Raw genomic sequence first — 17,946 nt, 5'->3', positions numbered from 1 at the left:
TTCGCAATCTTTTCGAGCGGCTACGATTGAAGGGTGGTCAGAAGCCCGGAAGGCCCGGGCTTTCCGACTCGCCTCACTGCCCAACCGCGTCGGGTTAGAAACGGTAGGCAACGCTCATGCTGAGCAAATGGGCGTCGCCGTCTTCGAAATCGGCACTGTCCACTCCGCCGTTCACATATACCTCCGCCCCCTTGCGATCCAGGATCAGCAGGTAGGTGTATCCCAGGTCCACGCTCCAGGAGGCATCATGCCAGCCAAGGCCAGTGGAGAACAGCTGGCGGTCGTTGGCCGGGACCATGTAGTCGGCCCGTTCGGTGCGCACCGGGGTTTCGTCGTACACGTAGCCTGCGCGCAGGTCCCAGGACGGCGTCAGCGCGTATTCCGCCCCGATGCCAAGTCTCCAGGCGTCCTTCCAATCCTTGACGGCCACGCCGGACGGATTGACGCCGTTGATGCGGATGTCCAGTTCCTTGTACGAGGACCAGCCCGTGCGGGTCGCGTCGAATTCGAGGCTCAATCTGTCCGAGGGCGTGATGCACAGCCCCAGGGACCAGGAATCGGGCAGGGTGATCTCACCGTCGGCGTCGCCGTTGAGTTTGTCGCCGCCCAAATACGAGGGCAGATTGCTGTCGGCTTCGCCACGAGGGTGCACGTCGATGGAACTGCGGTACATGAGCCCCAGCGACAGCCAGTCCGTGGGCGCATACCAGGTGGACAGGTTGACGCCCACGCCCACGTCGTCGCCCTGGACCTTGACGTCGTATGCGCCGCCGACCTTCTTTTTCTGCGTGAAGTCGAAATAGTTGGCTTCCGCTCCGAGGCCGATGGACCAGTTGTCGGTCAGGCGCATGCCCAGCACCGGGGTCAGGGAAACGCTCTTGATGGCCGCATAGTAGACGCTGCCGGCCCCCGGCCAGTTCTCGTCGAACTCCGTGCCCAGGCCGAAGCGGTTGAAGACGCCGATGCCCAGCCAGTAGCGCTCTCCGAGCTGCTTCACGGCATAGGCGTGGGGCAGCATCCAGACGTTGGACTCCGCATCGCTGCTTTCCTTCCCGGCAATGGACACCGTGACCATGGGCGCCACGGCGGAAAGCCCGGACATGACCTGTGTGCCGTTCAGACCGGTCATGGCCGCCGGGTTGGAGGCCACCACCGAGGCGTCGGGTTTTCCGGCCATGGTCGCGCCGCCCATGGCCACGCCGCGCGCGCTCCAGTCATATATGGCGAACCCGGCCGCCTGAACCTGCTGCCCAGCCAGCATCAGCGCCAACACGGCAATCGCAACACATTTCCCCATTGTTCCTCCTTGGAAAACCCAGGTTAACGCGCGTCCCGATGGAGACGCGACAAACCTCGCCCAATAAGGAGTTTTGCCTTTCATCTCAAGGAGAAGTGCTTAAGTGAGTGCTCAATCGTTGCGTTGCGGGGTTTCCGGTATCAGCCGGATTGGTGTGGTCAGCCATGGGTCGTGTGGTTTGAGTGAAGGCCGCTGTCAAAAAAGGCTCATGCTTTTGCCCACGATAAAAACTTTGAGTAGGATGATCTTCTTTGGCCTCGGTCTGTGCTACTCTGACATATTTGTCTTGATTCGGCCTCGGATTTAGGCACACTTCGGGATCGAAAAAATATTTACGACTTTCCGCCCGGTTTCTGGCGAAATATCATTGGAGAACTGATGAAAAATAACGACAACAGCGCCCTTGGTCGCTCCCTCTGGCGGCTGGTGCGTTTCGCCCGCCCCCATGCGCGGCGGATCGGCATCGGGCTTGCGGCCAATGCCGGGGCACGCTTTTTCGATTTGCTGCCCATGATCGTGGTTGGCCGGGTGGTGGACACCGTGGCCGGGGCTTTGCGCGAAGAACAGGCACTGGCAGGCAGTGATTTTGCGTGGGCGGGTCTGCTGGTGCTGGGCACCTTTGCCGGTCTGGCCGTGTTTCAGAGCGTGAGCGATTACACCCTGGACTCGGCGGCGCAGCGAATCCGCCATGATCTGCGCGTGGACCTTTACACCCATGTCCAGAAGCTCGACGTGTCCTATTTCGAGTCCCGCCAGACAGGCGACATCATGGCCGTGCTGGCCGGGGACGTGGATAATCTGGAGCGCTTTTTCTCGGACACGTCCACGAGCATCGTGCGTCTTTTCATCACCTTCACCGGCATCTACGGCATCCTTTTCTGGATGGACTACCATCTGGCGCTGCTCCTTCTGGCCCCCATGCCCATCGCCATCTGGGCCGTGCGCTTCTTCGCCACCCGCGTCGCCCCGCAGTACCGCAAGGCAAGAAAGGCCGTGGGCGACATCAACGCCATCCTCGAAAACAACCTGCAGGGCATGAACGTCATCCAGGCCTACTCGGCCCAGGACCACCAGACCGGCCGTATCCGCCTGCGTTCCGAGGAATACCGCGACGCCGCCATCCGCGCGGCCCGGGAGCGGGCGCGATTTGTTCCGTTGCTCTACGGGGTGGCGGGGCTGGGGTACGCTCTTCTTATCGGCGGGGGCGGGTGGATGACATTCGCGGGCATCGGGCCCAGCGTGGGCGATTTCACCACCTTTGTGCTACTGGCCATGCGTCTCATTTTACCGCTGTTTGTCTTTGGCATGCTCATCAATCAGATTCAGCAGTCCGAAGCTTCGGCCCTGCGCATCAATGAGATCTTCGACACCACGCCCACGGTGCGTGACCAGGCCAAGGCTACGCCTCTTGAAGGAGGGCTTGAGCGGGTCGAGGTCCGCGATGTCTGCTTTGCCTACCCGGAGCGCGAGAAGGTCTTGTGCGGAATAAATCTGCGCCTGGAGCGTGGCCGAGTGCTGGGCGTGGTCGGGCCCACAGGGGCGGGCAAAAGCTCCCTGGCGAAGCTCATGCTGCGCTACTACGACCCCTTGGAAGGCGAAATTCTGGTCAATGGCCGAGAATTGTCCTCCGTGACCCTGGATTCCTGGCGCGGACGCATCGGCTATGTCTCGCAGGAGGCGTACCTGTTTCACGGCACAGTGTCCGAAAACATCCGCCTCGGTTCGCCGTCGGCCACGGACGATGACATCATTCGGGCGGCGGACATGGCCGGATCCGGGGAATTCATCGCGGCATTGCCGCAAGGGTATGAAACCATGGTCGGAGATCGGGGCATGAAACTCTCCGGCGGACAGCGGCAGCGCATCTCCCTGGCGCGGGCTCTCTTGCGTGATCCGGAATTTCTGATCCTGGACGAAGCCACCTCCAGCGTGGACACGCGTACGGAGGAGGTCATTCAGAACAATCTCAAAAATCTGCGAGCGGACCGCATCACCCTGGCTATCGCGCACCGCCTGTCCACGGTGCGGCATTGCGACGAGATAGTGGTGGTCGTGGATGGGATCATTGTCGAGCGTGGCACGCACGGGGATCTGGTCGCGGCGGGCGGCGTGTATGCGGGGCTGTGGCAGGTGCAGAGCGGGGAATAAGAGCGAGGAAGATGGAAGAAGAAGGGTGAAGATTGGATGGCCGCGCTGTGCTGCGGCGTCGGGCTGGGCGGTTTGCGTTGCGCCGAAACTCCTTCGCGGGCCTCGTAAGGCTTGACCGTCGCGTGCAGGACGGATGTGACGGGAAGCGCGGCGGACGACGGACAAGCCAACGATGCCTGGCTCAGTCAGACAGTCGGCGCAACACAAACCGCCCAGCCCGACTCCTTGGGTCGAATCAAGATTGGTCGAAGCTGGTTGATGGGCGGAAAAGATGGGGACTGTGAGTTGTGTGCGTCACGTTCTGCAAATTTTCCACGGCATGACGGGTAAGCTCAAGCAGCAGGCGGCCGAGAAAGGGCTCAACCCAAGCTCGTCGAAGTCCGCGAGCGCACAGTGGGAATACCCCCTCCCCCTTCGGGTACTCCCCCTTGGCAGGGGGAGAGTCAGATTGTGCTTGCCGCGTATAGTCGTTCTTCAGGTTGGATTCGAGCATCCATAACATGCCGCTGACGCATAAATGAGCTATTTTCACGTTAGCGGACACACCAACTCCCCTCCTGCCAAGGAGGGGTGCCCGAAGGGCGGGGTGGTTGCCTCTTCAAGATTGTGCCGCCTGACTCCTTGGGCCGCGCGAAATAGAAAAGTCCCTCTGGAAAGGCTTGCTTCCCAGAGGGACTTTTTGTCTCAAACGAATAAATTCAAAAGTGCCGGGCTGATAAATTCAAAACCATGAACGGGGTGCAGGGGACTCGTCCCCTGCCCGCCGGAGGCATCTTCTATTTTCCTTCCCGTTCTTTGTACCAGGCGCTGGAGTCTTCCATCAGTTTGTTCAGGCGGCTGACCATCTTGTGCGGGTCGGCCAGGTAGCCGTCCATGAGCAGGGCGGATTCGTAGAGCTGTTCGACGATGGTGGCCACGAATTCGTCCTTCTCGTTTTTGGCGAAGACGGAGAGCAGGTTGCGCACCAGCTTGTGGTCCTGGTTGATCTCGAAGATCTTCTTGGGGATGGAGGAGTCTTTGGTCACCAGTTGCATGATCTTGTGCATCTGGGACGTGGACCCGTCCGGGCTGACCAGGCAGGAGGGGCTCTGGCTCAGGCGCTTGGAGATGCGGGCTTCGGTGATGCGGTCGCCCAGGATCTCCTGCACGCGTGCGAGGAAGCGGTCCATGTCCTTGGTTTCCTCGGTGTTCAGGTCTTCGGGCTTGTCGGCCTTGTCGGCTGCGCTCGCGAACTGTTCGAGGTTTGCGATGTCGGCGTTCTCGGTGGCCTTGAGCTCGAACTCCTTGAACTTGCGCAGGCTGTCCATGACGAATTCGTCCACGGGTTCGTACAGGTAGAGCACCTCGACGCCCTTGGCGCGGAAGATCTCCAGGTGCGGGTTCTGCTCGACAGCCTCGCGGCTGGGGCCGGAGATGTAGTAGATTTCCTTTTGTCCTTCCTTGGCCGCCTCGATGTATTCATCCAGGGAAATGAGCCCGTCCTTGTCCTCGTGGCGGGAGGAGTTGAAGCGCAGCAGCTCGCCGAAAGCTTCCTGGTTGGCGAAGTCGGAGTAGCCGAGCTTGAAGCGCTTGGCGTGTTCCTTCCAGAAGGTGATGTAGCGATCCTTGTCCTGGCCGAGCTTCTTGAGATGGGTCAGGATCTGCTTGGTCAGGGTGGTGGCGATTTTGCGGATGAGCAGGTTTTCCTGCAGGGTCTCGCGGGAGATGTTCAGCGGCAGGTCCTCGGTGTCGACCACGCCGCGCACGAAGCCAAGGTATTCGGGGATGAGGTCCTTGTTCTTGCTCTGGATCAGGACGCGGCGCACGTACAGGTCCAGGCCGTAGTTGTCGCGGTCGAAGCCGAAGGTGTCCTGGCTGCGCGGGGGCACGAAGGCCAGGGCCGAGAACTGCACCGGGGCGTCCACGCTCAGGTGCAGGGTGTCGAGGGGTTCTTCGTGGTCGTAGGTCAGGAATTTGTAGAATTCCGTGTACTGCTCTGGGGTGATCGAAAACTTGTTTTCGCGCCACAGGGCCTGCACCGTGTTGGCTTTTTCGCCCTGAACCAGGATGGGGAAGGAGATGAAATTTGAGTGCTTCTTGATGATGGACTTGATGCGGTTCGGCTCGGCGAATTCCTTGCCCTCTTCCTTCAGGTGCACGGTCAGGGTCGTGCCCCGGGGCATATCCTCGTCCAGTTCGGCTACGGAGTAGGTGCCCATACCGTCGGAACTCCACTCCACACCCTTGGCTTCGGGACGGAAGGAGCGGGTGCGGATGGTGACCTTGTCGGCGACCATGAAGACCGAGTAAAAGCCCACGCCGAAGCGGCCGATGATGTTGGAGGAGTTGGCCTGGTCGGCCATGGCCTGGCGGATGAATTCGGCGGACCCGGAATGGGCGATGGTGCCGATGTTTTCCACCAGTTCGTCCTGGGTCATGCCGATGCCGGTGTCGGTGATGACGAGCTGGCGGTTCTCTTCGTCGGCCGTGATGGAGATTTGCAAATCCAGGTCCGGGCTTACGATTTCGGCGGACCGGCTTTGCTCGAAGCGCAGCTTGTCCAGGGCGTCGGAAGCATTGGAAACAAGCTCCCGCAGAAAGATTTCTCTGCTCGTGTAGAGGGAATGGGTAATAATATCGAGGAGTTGTTTAATTTCTGTTTTAAATTCGAACTGTTGTGCCTGGGACATAAATGCTCCTTGGTTGCGAAATTTTGTTTGCACCAAATAAATGGCCTGCCCCCATTGTCAAGGTCTGCGCCCGAAACAAGATTTGTGCTTGACCGGGACGGGGGCCTTGGGTAGAGAGTTTCCCCTGTCGGATGGTGGGTGTAGCTCAGTAGGCAGAGCACCTGGTTGTGGCCCAGGATGTCGCGCGTTCAAGCCGCGTCACTCACCCCATTAGACCACACGGGACAGTTCGTCTGTCCCTTTTTTTCCCGCTTTTTTGTGGTGGGTGTAGCTCAGTAGGCAGAGCACCTGGTTGTGGCCCAGGATGTCGCGCGTTCAAGCCGCGTCACTCACCCCATTTGACACCCCAGCAGAACCGGATAAGAACTGGTTCTGCTTTTTTTTTGGAGGGAGGGGAGGTCGCATGGCTGCATTCACGGGCATCAACCACCTGGCCATGGTCACGGCGGACATGGACCGCACGGTCCATTTCTGGCGGGACCTGCTGGGCATGCGTCTGGTCGTGGGCCTTGGACATCCGGGGTATCGGCATTATTTTTTTGAGATTACGGCCAAGGACACGATCGCCTTTTTTGAATGGCCCGGGGTGAAGCCTGTCGCCGAAAAGGATCACGGCGCGCCGGTGCGCGGGCCAGCGGCTTTCGACCATTTGTCGTTCGGCGTGGAGAGCCTCGAAGAACTGGGGCGCTTGAAGGACCTGCTGGAAGCCAACGATTTCTGGGCATCGGAATTCATCGACCACGGATTCATCATCTCCCTGTACTCCTTCGATCCCAACAACATCCCCATTGAATTCAGTTATCCCGTGCCCGAATACGAGGTTCACGCTCATCCGATCATGATCGATTCCCATCCGACGCCGGCCGCAATGGAAGGCAGCGAGCCGCGACCGGAAAGATGGCGGGAAGCCGTTCCTTCGGATTCGGACCACGGCATCTATCCCGGCGAGGCCGAAGCCGTGCGCGCCGCATTCATTAAGAAAACATAAATCCCGGAACAGACCGGGGTATTTGAGGAAAATATGGATAAACTTGTCATAGAAGGCGGCGTGCCGCTGAAGGGAGAGGTGCGGATCAGCGGCTCCAAGAATGCGGCCCTGCCCATCCTGCTCGCATCCATTTTGGTCGAAGGCGAGGTGCGCCTGACCAATGTGCCGGACCTGCGCGATATCGCCACCACGCTGAAGCTGCTCGAACTGCTTGGCTGCCGCGCTGAATTCAATGACGGGGACGTGCTCTTGCATTCGTGCGACCTGAAGCCCGAAGCCCCCTATGACCTGGTGCGGACCATGCGTGCCTCGGTGCTGTGCCTGGGGCCGCTCCTGGCCAGGCTCGGCCGGGCACGGGTGGCCATGCCCGGCGGCTGCGCCATCGGAGCGCGGCCCGTGGATCTGCATCTCAAAGGTCTGGAACAGATGGGAGCCGTCTTCGAACTGGAGAGCGGCGACATCATCGGGACCTGCGACCGTCTCAAAGGGGCCCATATCCATCTTGATTTCCCCACCGTGGGCGGCACTGAGCATCTGATCATGGCCGCTGTGCTGGCCGAAGGGGAGACAGTGCTCGAAAACGCGGCCCGCGAGCCGGAAATCCAGGATCTGGCGGAATTTTTGAACACCTGCGGGGCGCGCATCACCGGCCATGGCACCAGCGTGGTGCGCATCGAGGGTGTCGAATCCCTGCACGGCTGCTCCTATCCCGTCATGCCCGACCGCATCGAAGCAGGGACCTATCTTGTGGCCGCGGGAATGACCAAGGGCGACCTGACCCTGCGGGACTGCCCGGTGGACGCCCTTGACGCCGTCATCTCGAAATTGCGTGAAATGGGCATGGTCATCGAAGGTGATCGCAACCTTCTGACCGCCACTGTCGACGGCCCGCTGAACTGCGTCGATCTTTCCACCAGACCCTACCCCGGCTTTCCCACGGACATGCAGGCCCAGATCATGGCGCTCATGTGCGTCAGCCGTGGCGCTGGCGTGATCACCGAAGGCATCTTCGAGAACCGCTTCATGCACGTGCAGGAACTGGCCCGCCTTGGCGCGCATATCACCCTGTCCGGGCAGAGCGCCATGGTGCGCGGTGTGGATACCCTGAAAGGCGCCACGGTCATGGCTTCGGATTTGCGCGCCAGCGCCTGTCTGGTCCTGGCCGGGCTTGCAGCCACGGGGCGCACCGACGTTCGCCGTATCTATCACCTTGATCGCGGCTACGAACAGATGGAAGTGAAGCTTGGCGCGGTGGGGGCCAGGATCAGGCGCGAGAAGGAATAGTGGGTGCGGCGGTGCCGCAAATGGTAACAGTGTAAAAAACCTCGCCGATGCTGTCGGCGAGGTTTTTTTGCGGGCATGCCGCCCGGGGCGCTATTCCGCTGTAGCGTTACCCGCTGCCTTTGGCGCGTTGCGCGGGAACTGCAGCTCTCGCTGCAAAAATCCCCGCACACGCAGGTATTCGGTGATGTTGCCTTCTCCGCGCAAGACCATTTCCCAGCCCGGCCGCTCCATGACCACCAGGACAGGAACGCCCTGGAAGCCCTTCATCTTGAAATAGGCCCGCGCCGTGCGCACTGTCTGTCGCAAGTCCTCGGACACCGGCACGGGGTCTATCGTGTCCATGCTTTCGACGCGCAGCACCTCCAGAAACAGGTTCTCCTTGCTCGCGTCGGAGTTTTGCACCGTGGCCAGGCGGTACAGGTCGTCTTCCTTGTTGTCCGTACTGGCCAGATGCCATTTGCCCGGCAAGGTGTGCGCGTTGATGGACAGGTTGGCCAGGATCTTGGAGCAGTGGTCGCAGTGCAGGCTGAAAAAGAGGACGTGCTGCGGGACGTTGTCCGGAGCCGTCTCCCAGGTGGCGAAGGCGGTGTCGGTGATGGCGGGGGGGACGACGTTCAGGTCGAGCACGGCGTTGGCGGTGAACCCTCCACACCATACGGCCACACCCAGAAAGACCGTCAGAAGCGATTTTCGTACCCAGGCGAAAAGGCACAAGCCCACGAAAAGGCTCGCGCCCACGATGACGCAGAGCAGGCACTTCTCTTTCAGCCCCATGAACTGAAAGCCCAGGATTGCGCCGTCAAAGGCCAGGGCCCCGAAAAGCAGCAGACTGGCCAGTCCCCAGATCCATTTTTTGTCGTAACGTCCGCCAAAAAAGACCAGGCCCCACAGGAACCAGAAAAACGCGGCTCCCATCTTGATGAGGTTGCCTTCCCCGAAACGGACGTACTCTCCGACCACGTCGCAGGCGGAGGTGGTGCAGAAGGAGGTATGGCGCACGGCCTGCATCCAGACCTCGCCGGAGAGGAAGGAGGCGGCCAGAAAGAGAAAGGTCAGCAGCGAATATCGAGAGAACCGGGTCATAGCAAACTCCCTGTTGGATAATGGGTGTTTGTGTATCTAAGGAGCGCGTCGCGTCAAGCCAGTATTCGTCCGTAATTTGCGGAAGTCGAGCGTTGCAGGTTTCTTGGGATGCGCAGCCCTGCGTCATCGCAGATTTCACTTCGGAAGTCGCAATGTGCCAAAGTCAGCCACCGCCGGCTGGTTTGTTTCCGCCAGGGCGAATTCGAATTTTTCAGATGATTTTTTGCTGCGCGATCATTTCAAACGGATGGAATGCTTCTTGAGCAGTTCGTAAAGCCGCGCCCTGGAGAGGCCGGAACGCTCGCAGGCCGTTGGAACATCGTTGTCACAGAGTTCGAGCAGCTGCCGCATGTAAGCGTTTTCGAGTTGGCCGACGACGATTTCGCGCACCTCGCGCAGGGGAGGCAGGTCATCTCCCGGGGAAAAAGGAAGAGGAATGGCACCGTGATGGCGGCCGGGTTCAAGCAGGGTGGGCTGCTCCTTGTCCGGATGATGGCGAAACGAGTTTTTGGCAATGCCGATGCGCACATCCACGGGCAGGTGGTGGCTGTACAGGGACGGCTCATCCTGACAGTTGTCGATGGCCACGGCTACGGTGTTGACGAATTCGCGTACATTACCGGGCCAGTTGTACGCTTGGAGGGCGTTAAGAAATTCGGGCGTGAGCGTTTTTGGCGTGATGCTGCTCTCGCGGCAGAATTTTTCCGTATAATACTCGGCCAGCAGGAGGATGTCCTCCTTGCGGGCGCGCAGGGGCGGAATCTCTATCTGGTGTCCGTTCAGACGATAGTAGAGGTCGTTGCGGAAAAGTCCCTGCTCGACCATGAGTCGCAGGTCGCGGTTGGTGGCGGCGATGACCCTGAAATTGCTACTGACTTCCTTTTCCGAACCGATGGGGCGAAATTTGCGTTCCTGCAGCACCCGCAGCAGGGATTTTTGCAGGTCAAGGCTCAGTTCTCCAATTTCATCCAGAAAAACCGTGCCGTTGTTGGCCAGTTTGAACAAGCCGTCCCGGGCTTCGTGAGCGCTGGTGAAGGAGCCTTTGGTGTGGCCGAAGAGGGTGCTCTCAGCCAGATGGGTGGACAGGTTTGTGCAATCGATGACCACCAGCTTGCCGGGTGTGTCGCTGTTTTCGTGGATTCCGCGCGCGAAAAGTTCCTTGCCCGTACCCGTTTCGCCGGTGATGATCACGTTGGACTTGCTGACTGCCGCCTTGCCCATGACCTCAAGGCAACCCATGATGACCGGGCTTTCGCCGATGATGGCGCTGCGTTTCACCTTGCGCGGCCCTCGGTTTTGTTCCTTGGAGGCCCGGTAGGCGATGGTGCGTTGCAGGATGAGGGTGATGTTGTTCAGGGAGATGGGCTTGCCCACATAATCCCAGGCTCCGTTGGCGATGGCCAGGGTCGCGCCGTCGGAATCCCCGTCGCCGGTCAGGATGACGACCTCGGGCAGGGAGGGAAAGGACTGGAATTGCTTGATGTGAGCCAGCCCGTTGCCGTCGGGCAGATTGACGTCGAGAAAGATGAGATCGCAGTTCATGCTTTTGAGCTGCGCAAAAGCGTCCCGGATGTTCTGAGCGATCCGGCAGGGGTGTCCCATGCGTTCAATGATCCGTTGGAATGCACGGGAGAAATCCTGATCGTCGTCAATTATGAGAATGTTGGCCATTCGTAACTCCAAGCAAAATATAAAACCGCTTTTGTCGGAGTATGTCTGGAAAAGCAAGATTCTTGTGCACACCTGTTCCATCAAGATTGTGAACTTGAAAACAACAAGCGGGCTGGCCTTTTCTCTGTTTTGGGAATAAAAATATTCTTCCATCTGAAAAATGATTTCGACAGGTGCCGTCAGTGATGTATTTCAGTTGAAATTTTCAGGGTCTGAAAAGGCCACGGCGGATTGTTGTTGGCGGTCTTTTATGTCAACATGCGAAACAACATTGAAAGCAAGCAGGTGGTGAGTTTGTTTTTTTTCAGTCAGACCCGCGCAGGAGAATTGAGTGAAAATTGAGGAGATTGTCATGATTCCAGGCAGAAAGCGGCGCAGGCCAGGCATGGCGCGTGCGGTTCTTTTCTTTGCCACGGCCATGCTCTTTGCGGTTTGCCTTGCCCAGGCCGGTGACGGCAGCGCATTGGTCACCCAGCGCTGCCTGGGTTGTCACGGCATGGAAAAAAATTGCGAAGTCACTACCACCGACCCGGATTGGTGGACGGAAACAGTGCTGCGCATGGTTGAATACAAGAATGGTCTGCTGAGCGAGGATGAGGTTGCTCGCGTCGCGCTTTTTCTGGCCGACGACCAACAGCGGAGTACGCTCTGCTCTTCAAACTGAAAAACTGTTGAAAATCTGGAGGACGTTATGAAATACGCATTTGCATGTCTTTTGGCTGGTCTTCTTTTCGCATCGGTGGCCGTGGCTTCCGATGATCTGGGTGCCGAGCGTTATGCGAAATTGTGCAAAAGCTGTCACGGCGCTGACGGTTCCAATGCGGCCATGAGCAAACCCCTCAAAGGGCTTCCGGCCGAGGACGTGAAGACCGCGCTGCTTGGCTACAAGGAGCAGACCTATGGCGGCAAAAAGAAGGCCATGATGGAGCGCGTGGCCAAATCGCTTTCCGACGAGGATATAGAGGCGCTGGCCACGCATATTGGTGCTTTTCCGAAATAGATCGTACCGGGGCACAGCGTCGCGGGGACGCTTCACCCGTGAAAATGCAGCCCAAAAATCATTTTTTTGGGCCTGCCTTCTTCCAATCTTGAACCCAAAGACAAACGAGCCCTTCCTGACCGGGAGGGCTCTCTTTCGAGGCCCGGATGCGATCAGCTCTTCTTGTTTTCATTCTCCTGACCTGGCCGTCGGTTGCGTTTCCGCAGAGTGCGCTGCACACGGCTCGCGATGCGGCGGCCGCCGTTACCGCTCATGACCACTCCACGGCCCAGCAGGCCGATGAAGCGCTTCATGCCGAGCACGTTGAGGCGCCACCGAAGGACCATGCGGCAGGTGATCGCGCTCCTGTTGCAGCGCCGGGCGAGGCCACGGACTCGGGATTCGTAAAGCCTGGGGCCATGTCCGCCGATCATGCCGGGCACGGGGAGCAGCCGGTCCCGGCCGAGCATGTCCATCCGGCGCCCGTGGCCGAAACGTCCATTGGAGTGACGGAGAAGCTCGGGGAATTCATCGCCGCCGAGGCCCGCTTTTTCGATGAAGGTGGCAAGGCCGTGACCATGGCCGAAATCGTGGACAAGCCGACCATTATCGTGCCCGTCTATTTTTCCTGCCCCAATGTCTGCGCCATCATCCAGAGTTCCCTGACGGCGGTGTTGCCGGATGTGAAACTTGAACCGGGCGTTGATTTCCAAGTGGTCAGCGTCAGCTTCGACGACACGGATACGCCGACCCTGGCCGCCCATCAGAAAAATAACTACATGGCGGCCATGGATTTCACGTTTCCGGAAAACGGCTGGCGCTTTCTGACCGGCGACGAGGCCAACATCCGCAAACTCATGGATTCCCTTGGCTTTGGCTTCCGGCGCGAAGGCAAGGATTTTCTGCATCCGGTGGTGGTCATGGCCGTCTCGCCCAAGGGCAAGATTGTGCGTTATCTTTACGGCACCAGACCCCTGGCCTTCGACCTGACCATGGCCGCCACCGAGGCGGACAAGGAGAGAATCGGCCTGTCCGTCAAGCGCGTGCTGGCCTACTGTTTCTCCTACGATCCCGAAGGCAAGCGCTATGCGTTCAATTTCATGAAGATAACCGGCACGGGTATCCTACTCATCCTGGCCGTCTTGCTCGTTTCCTTGGTGCTTGCCGGCCGCAAGAAGCGCACTCCCCGAAATTAAGCCTGCAAGAGAGGTTTTCCAGCATGCATTCTCCCGGCGAAACCGTGCCCTTTCTTGATCCGTATCCGGGTCGAAGCGGCATCCTGTCCTGGATCTTCTCCACGGATCACAAGCGCATCGGCATGCTCTACCTGTGGTCCATCCTGAGCATGTTCGCCGTCGGCGTGGTGCTGGGCGTGCTCATGCGCCTGGAACTCATCGCGCCGGGACGGACCATCATGGACGCCCAGACCTACAACGCCATGTTCACCCTGCACGGCGTGGTCATGATCTTTCTTCTTGTCATCCCAGGCATCCCGGCGGCCTTCGGCAACATTCTGCTGCCGCTGCAGATCGGCGCCGAGGACGTGTCCTTTCCACGCCTCAACCTCCTTTCCTGGTGGCTGTACCTGACCGGAGCGGTCCTGGCCGTGACCAGCCTCTTCACCGGCGGCGGCCCGCCGGACACGGGCTGGACCTTTTACGTGCCGTTCAGCGAGCGGACCACGACCAACGTCTCCCTGGCCGTGGTCGCGGTCTTCATCCTCGGCTTTTCGTCCATTCTGACGGGGCTCAATTTCATCACCACCATCCATCGCCTGCGTGCTCCGCAGATGAGCTGGGGCAAGCTCCCGCTCTTCACCTGGTCGCTCTATGCAACGGCCTGGATTCAGCTTTTGGCCACGCCGGTGCTGGGCATCACCGTGGCCCTGGTCTTCATCGAACGCCTGCTCGGCATCGGTCTCTTCGACCCCTCCAAGGGCGGGGATCCGCTCCTGTACCAGCACCTGTTCTGGATCTACTCGCATCCGGCCGTGTACATCATGATCGTGCCGGCCATGGGCGTGGTTTCGGACATCATTCCGGCCTTCGCGCGCAAGTCGGTCTTCGGGTACAAGGCCATCGCCATATCGAGCCTGGCCATCGCCTTCGCCGGTTCTCTGGTCTGGGCCCACCACATGTTCGTCAGCGGCATGAGCGATACGGCCGTCATGGTTTTTTCCTTTCTGACTTTCGTGGTGGCCATTCCGTCTGCCGTCAAGGTCTTCAACTGGGTGGCCACCCTGTACAAGGGCTCCATCTATCTGGAGCCGCCGCTCATGTTCGCCCTCGGTTTCATCTTCCTCTTCTCGGCCGGAGGGCTGACGGGGCTGGTGCTGGGCTCTGCCGGCACGAACATCCATGTCCACGACACGTACTTCGTGGTCGCGCATTTCCATTATGTCATCTTCGGCGGCACGGGCTTCGGGCTCTTCGCGGCCATGCACTTCTGGTTTCCGAAAATCTTCGGACGCATGTACGACCGCCGCATGGCCAACTTAAGCTGGTACCTGCTCATCGGCGGATTCAACATGCTCTATTTTCCCATGTTCATCGTCGGCCTGCAGGGCATGCCGCGCCGCTATTACGATTACCTGCCCATGTACCAGACCGGGCAGTTGGTCTCCACGGTCGGCTCCTGGGTGCTGGTCGCGGGGCTCATTGTCATGTTCTATGGCCTGTCCAAATGTCTGCGCGGGCCGCGCACCGTGGGGAACAATCCCTGGGGCGCCGCCACCCTGGAGTGGACTCTGCCGAGCCCGCCGCCGCACCTGACCTTCATCGATCCGCCGGACGTGCCGCGCGGCCCCTATTCCTACGAGGGGGTGAGCCGCGATGAGTGAAGCGCACAAGGACTACACCGGCGACAAGTTTGGGATGTGGCTGTTCCTGTTCACCGAGATCCTGCTCTTCGGCGGGCTTTTTCTCCTGTATTCGGTCTACCTGCATCGCTATCCGGCGGAGTTTCATGCAGGCGGGCTGCAGCTCAGCCGTCTTTTTGGCACGCTCAACACGGTCGTGCTCATCACCTCGAGCCTGACCGTGGCACTGGCCATCTCCGCACTGCAGCAGGGACGCAAGGCGCTCTGCCTGTGGCTTTTGACCGCGACCATCACGCTGGCCGGGGTGTTCATGGTCAACAAATACATCGAGTGGTCGGCCAAGATCGCTCACGGCATCTATCCTGGCTCCCCGGAGATGGCGGCGGGAGCGGGCGGCACGAACATCTTCTTCGGCCTCTACTATGTCATGACCGGCGCCCACGGCCTGCATGTGGTCATCGGCGCGGCCATCCTGGGCTACTGCATGCTGCGTATCCGGCAGGGCAGGGTTACGGCCGAAGACTTCGGGGTGCTTGAAAACGGCGGCCTGTACTGGCATCTGGTCGATCTGATCTGGATATTCCTTTTCCCACTTTTTTACCTGATCAGCTGATATGACAACACATACTCACATCATGCCCTTCGCTCTCCTGACCAAGATCTGGCTGGCCCTGATGGTCCTGACCGGCATCACGGTGGGGGTGACGAGCTTCGACTTCGGATACCTGAACGTGCTGGTGGCCATGGCCGTGGCCTCGGCCAAGGCGCTGCTGGTTATCTTCTTCTTCATGCACCTCAAATACGAAAATCGCATCCTCGGGGTCTTTCTGCTGCTGGTTTTCGTCATCCTGGCCATCTTCATCGGCTTCACCTTTTTCGACGTGGCGATGCGGCCGGAGACGACCCCATGACTCCGTCCATAACCAAAGTCGCAGCTCAGGTTGATCACGTCTTTTTGCTCATCTTCGGCGTTTCGGCGGCCATACTGGTCTTCATCACCGTGCTCATGGTCTGGTTCGTCATCCGCTATCACCACACCCGCAGTCCCAAGGCGGCGGATATTCGCGGCAATGTCCTGGCCGAGGTCATCTGGACGGTCATCCCCTCTCTCCTGGTCATGGGCATGTTCTACTACGGCTGGGCCAGTTTCAAGGCCCTGCGCTCGGTACCCGCCGACGCCATGCGCGTGCAGGTCACGGCGCGCATGTGGTCCTGGGTCTTCGAGTACGAGAACGGCAAGCGCTCAAGCACCCTTTATGTGCCGCTCGACCGGGCCGTTCGCCTGGACATGACCTCCGTCGACGTCATCCACAGCTTTTTCGTGCCCGCATTTCGCATCAAGATGGACACCGTGCCCGGCATGCAGACCTATGCCTGGTTCCAGGCCCAGCGCGAGGGGACCTACGATATCCTGTGCGCTGAATACTGCGGCCTGCGTCACTCCAACATGCTCTCCACCGTCGAGGTCATGGCAACGGATGATTTTCGGCAGTGGTACGAGAGTTCGGCCCAGGGGAACGAGGCTGCGATAGGGCTTCTGGAGTCGTATGGCTGCACGGGCTGCCATTCCCTGGATGGATCGGAGGAGATGGGGCCGACGCTCCTGAACATCTACGGCGCGCGGCGCAGCGTGAGCGATGTGAACGGCACGCGGGAAGCCTTCGTGGACGAAGCGTATCTGCGCCGGGCCATCGTCGAACCGGACGCGGAACTGGTGGTGGGCTTTGAAGGCATGCCGTCCTACAAGGAGGAGATGCCGCAGCAGGATCTGGATGCCATCATCAAATATCTGACGGGCGGAGCAACGCGCGATCTGGATCGCGGAAGGCAATTGATGGAGGCCGAAGGCTGCCTGAGTTGCCATTCCACGGATGGTTCGGAAATAGCCGGGCCGACGCTCAGGAACATCGTCGGCCGCAAGGTGAAAATGGCCGACGGTTCCGAGATCGCGGCTGATGATCGGTATTTGATAGAGGCCATCCTTGATCCGGAAAAGTTCATTGTCGTCGGATATGATCCCATCATGCCGTCCTACGGTCACCTGACCGAAGACGAACTGCAGGCCATGGTCGACTACATGCATACCTTAAGTGACAATCATGATTAGAAGCACGCTGGCACTGACCCGGCCCGGGATTTCCCTGGCCGTCGGGCTGTCGGCCCTGGCCGGGTATGCCTTGGCCGCCGGGGAGTTGTCCGGCGGCGGGCCGCTTTTTGCCGGGACTTTTGTCTTGAGCGCGGCCGTTTCCGTGCTGAACCAGATTCAGGAGCGCGGGCGCGATGCGCGCATGGAGCGGACAAAGGGACGCCCACTGGCCAGTGGAAGAATGAGCGTGGGGCAGGGGAGCCTGATCTTCGCCGTCCTGCTCATGCTGTCCGCCTTGTCCCTTTGGGTTCATCTGTCCTGGTTTGTACTTCCTGTCCTGCTGATGGTGGTTGGTCTCTACAATGGACTCTACACCCTCATGAAACCCGTGACCGGCTGGGCCATGATCCCCGGAGCGGCCTGCGGCGCATTGCCGTTCTGGATTGGCTGGCTGGCCGGCGGCGGAGGGCTTGTCGCCGTAACGCCCGTGTATTTCTTTGCCCTTTATTTCGTCTGGCAAATGCCTCATTTCTGGATGCTGGCCGAAAGCAATGCCGCTGACTACGCGGCCGCAGGGTTCCCGGTTCCAGCCAACAGTTTTTCCGGTTTCTCCCGCCAGGCACTCCCCAGAATATGGGCCCTGGCCTTGGCCATGCTCGGCGGCATGGCTCCGCTCTTCGGCCTTGCGGTCGGCCCAGGCCAGGCCTACGCCCTAGCCACTGCTTGCCCGGCCTACGCGTTGCTGGCGGTTTTCGCGCGGGCCAGGGTGCTGCGTTACGTCTCGGATGGCTTTCTGGCCGGCGTGGTGCTTATGATCGTGGCGGAGAGGTTGGGTTGAAATGGGTGACTAGGCCCCGCCTGGGATATCGGGCAAAAAAAGGGACCGGAAGCAATTCCGATCCCTTCAATGGTCATTGATATTC

General features: G+C 59.7%; 15 protein-coding genes and 2 tRNA genes. 13 read left to right on the top strand and 4 right to left on the bottom strand.

Going from position 1 to position 17,946, the window contains the following annotated elements:
- Positions 1 to 94 precede the first annotated feature (94 nt).
- Complete coding sequence (locus DBAC_RS07780) at positions 95 to 1,297, bottom strand: OmpP1/FadL family transporter (RefSeq protein ID WP_015773735.1); 1,203 nt, start codon at positions 1,295 to 1,297, stop codon at positions 95 to 97.
- Between the two features lie 378 nt (positions 1,298 to 1,675).
- On the opposite strand from DBAC_RS07780, the gene DBAC_RS07775 reads away from it, so the two are divergent.
- Positions 1,676 to 3,445, top strand: coding sequence for an ABC transporter ATP-binding protein (locus DBAC_RS07775; protein ID WP_015773734.1), 1,770 nt, complete (start codon positions 1,676 to 1,678; stop codon positions 3,443 to 3,445).
- 776 nt (positions 3,446 to 4,221) lie between these two features.
- Here the strand turns inward: DBAC_RS07775 and htpG are convergent.
- Positions 4,222 to 6,114, bottom strand: a complete 1,893-nt coding sequence (gene htpG / locus DBAC_RS07765; protein ID WP_015773733.1) for a molecular chaperone HtpG — start codon at positions 6,112 to 6,114, stop codon at positions 4,222 to 4,224.
- 134 nt (positions 6,115 to 6,248) lie between these two features.
- Between htpG and DBAC_RS07760 the strand changes: the two genes are divergently transcribed.
- From DBAC_RS07760 to murA, 4 genes are all read left to right on the top strand, one after another.
- Positions 6,249 to 6,324, top strand: a tRNA-His gene (locus DBAC_RS07760).
- A gap of 51 nt (positions 6,325 to 6,375) precedes the next feature.
- Positions 6,376 to 6,451 (top strand) — tRNA-His (locus DBAC_RS07755).
- A gap of 66 nt (positions 6,452 to 6,517) precedes the next feature.
- Positions 6,518 to 7,102 (top strand): VOC family protein, encoded by a 585-nt coding sequence (locus DBAC_RS07750; protein WP_015773732.1) that lies wholly within the window; start codon positions 6,518 to 6,520, stop codon positions 7,100 to 7,102.
- A 33-nt stretch (positions 7,103 to 7,135) separates the two neighbouring features.
- Positions 7,136 to 8,386 carry a UDP-N-acetylglucosamine 1-carboxyvinyltransferase gene (murA, locus tag DBAC_RS07745; protein ID WP_015773731.1) on the top strand — a complete coding sequence of 417 codons (1,251 nt, stop codon included), beginning with the start codon at positions 7,136 to 7,138 and terminating at the stop codon, positions 8,384 to 8,386.
- 90 nt (positions 8,387 to 8,476) lie between these two features.
- On the opposite strand, the gene DBAC_RS07740 is transcribed toward murA, so the two are convergent.
- Both DBAC_RS07740 and DBAC_RS07735 read right to left on the bottom strand, forming a co-directional pair.
- Positions 8,477 to 9,469 carry a hypothetical protein gene (locus DBAC_RS07740; protein WP_015773730.1) on the bottom strand — a complete coding sequence of 331 codons (993 nt, stop codon included), beginning with the start codon at positions 9,467 to 9,469 and terminating at the stop codon, positions 8,477 to 8,479.
- Between the two features lie 234 nt (positions 9,470 to 9,703).
- The gene (locus DBAC_RS07735; RefSeq protein ID WP_015773729.1) at positions 9,704 to 11,140 is read right to left on the bottom strand and encodes a sigma-54-dependent transcriptional regulator; all 1,437 of its coding nucleotides are present in this window, start codon (positions 11,138 to 11,140) and stop codon (positions 9,704 to 9,706) included.
- 352 nt (positions 11,141 to 11,492) lie between these two features.
- On the opposite strand from DBAC_RS07735, the gene DBAC_RS07730 reads away from it, so the two are divergent.
- The 8 genes from DBAC_RS07730 (at position 11,493) to DBAC_RS07695 (ending at position 17,861) form a co-directional block, all read left to right on the top strand.
- Entirely contained in the window at positions 11,493 to 11,804 is a 312-nt protein-coding gene (locus DBAC_RS07730) for a c-type cytochrome (RefSeq protein WP_015773728.1), read from the top strand.
- Between the two features lie 27 nt (positions 11,805 to 11,831).
- Positions 11,832 to 12,140 carry a c-type cytochrome gene (locus tag DBAC_RS07725; protein ID WP_015773727.1) on the top strand — a complete coding sequence of 103 codons (309 nt, stop codon included), beginning with the start codon at positions 11,832 to 11,834 and terminating at the stop codon, positions 12,138 to 12,140.
- A 146-nt stretch (positions 12,141 to 12,286) separates the two neighbouring features.
- Positions 12,287 to 13,315 carry an SCO family protein gene (locus tag DBAC_RS07720; protein ID WP_015773726.1) on the top strand — a complete coding sequence of 343 codons (1,029 nt, stop codon included), beginning with the start codon at positions 12,287 to 12,289 and terminating at the stop codon, positions 13,313 to 13,315.
- A 23-nt stretch (positions 13,316 to 13,338) separates the two neighbouring features.
- Positions 13,339 to 14,958, top strand: coding sequence for a cytochrome c oxidase subunit I (ctaD, locus tag DBAC_RS07715; protein ID WP_015773725.1), 1,620 nt, complete (start codon positions 13,339 to 13,341; stop codon positions 14,956 to 14,958).
- On the top strand, positions 14,951 to 15,550 hold the full coding sequence (locus DBAC_RS07710; protein ID WP_015773724.1) for a cytochrome c oxidase subunit 3 family protein: 600 nt from the start codon (positions 14,951 to 14,953) through the stop codon (positions 15,548 to 15,550). The genes ctaD and DBAC_RS07710 overlap by 8 nt, the downstream gene beginning before the upstream one ends.
- Position 15,551: 1 nt before the next feature.
- Entirely contained in the window at positions 15,552 to 15,848 is a 297-nt protein-coding gene (locus DBAC_RS07705) for a cytochrome C oxidase subunit IV family protein (RefSeq protein WP_015773723.1), read from the top strand.
- Positions 15,845 to 17,044, top strand: a complete 1,200-nt coding sequence (coxB, locus tag DBAC_RS07700; RefSeq protein ID WP_015773722.1) for a cytochrome c oxidase subunit II — start codon at positions 15,845 to 15,847, stop codon at positions 17,042 to 17,044. Before DBAC_RS07705 ends, coxB begins: the two co-directional genes overlap by 4 nt.
- Entirely contained in the window at positions 17,037 to 17,861 is an 825-nt protein-coding gene (locus DBAC_RS07695) for a protoheme IX farnesyltransferase (protein WP_015773721.1), read from the top strand. Before coxB ends, DBAC_RS07695 begins: the two co-directional genes overlap by 8 nt.
- Positions 17,862 to 17,946 lie beyond the last annotated feature (85 nt).

Origin of the sequence: Desulfomicrobium baculatum DSM 4028 (genome assembly GCF_000023225.1) — a bacterium.
Taxonomy (GTDB): Bacteria; Desulfobacterota; Desulfovibrionia; order Desulfovibrionales; family Desulfomicrobiaceae; genus Desulfomicrobium; species Desulfomicrobium baculatum.
The sequence above is the reverse complement of the archived record's forward strand: the minus strand, read 5'-3'. Positions and strand labels throughout refer to the sequence as shown.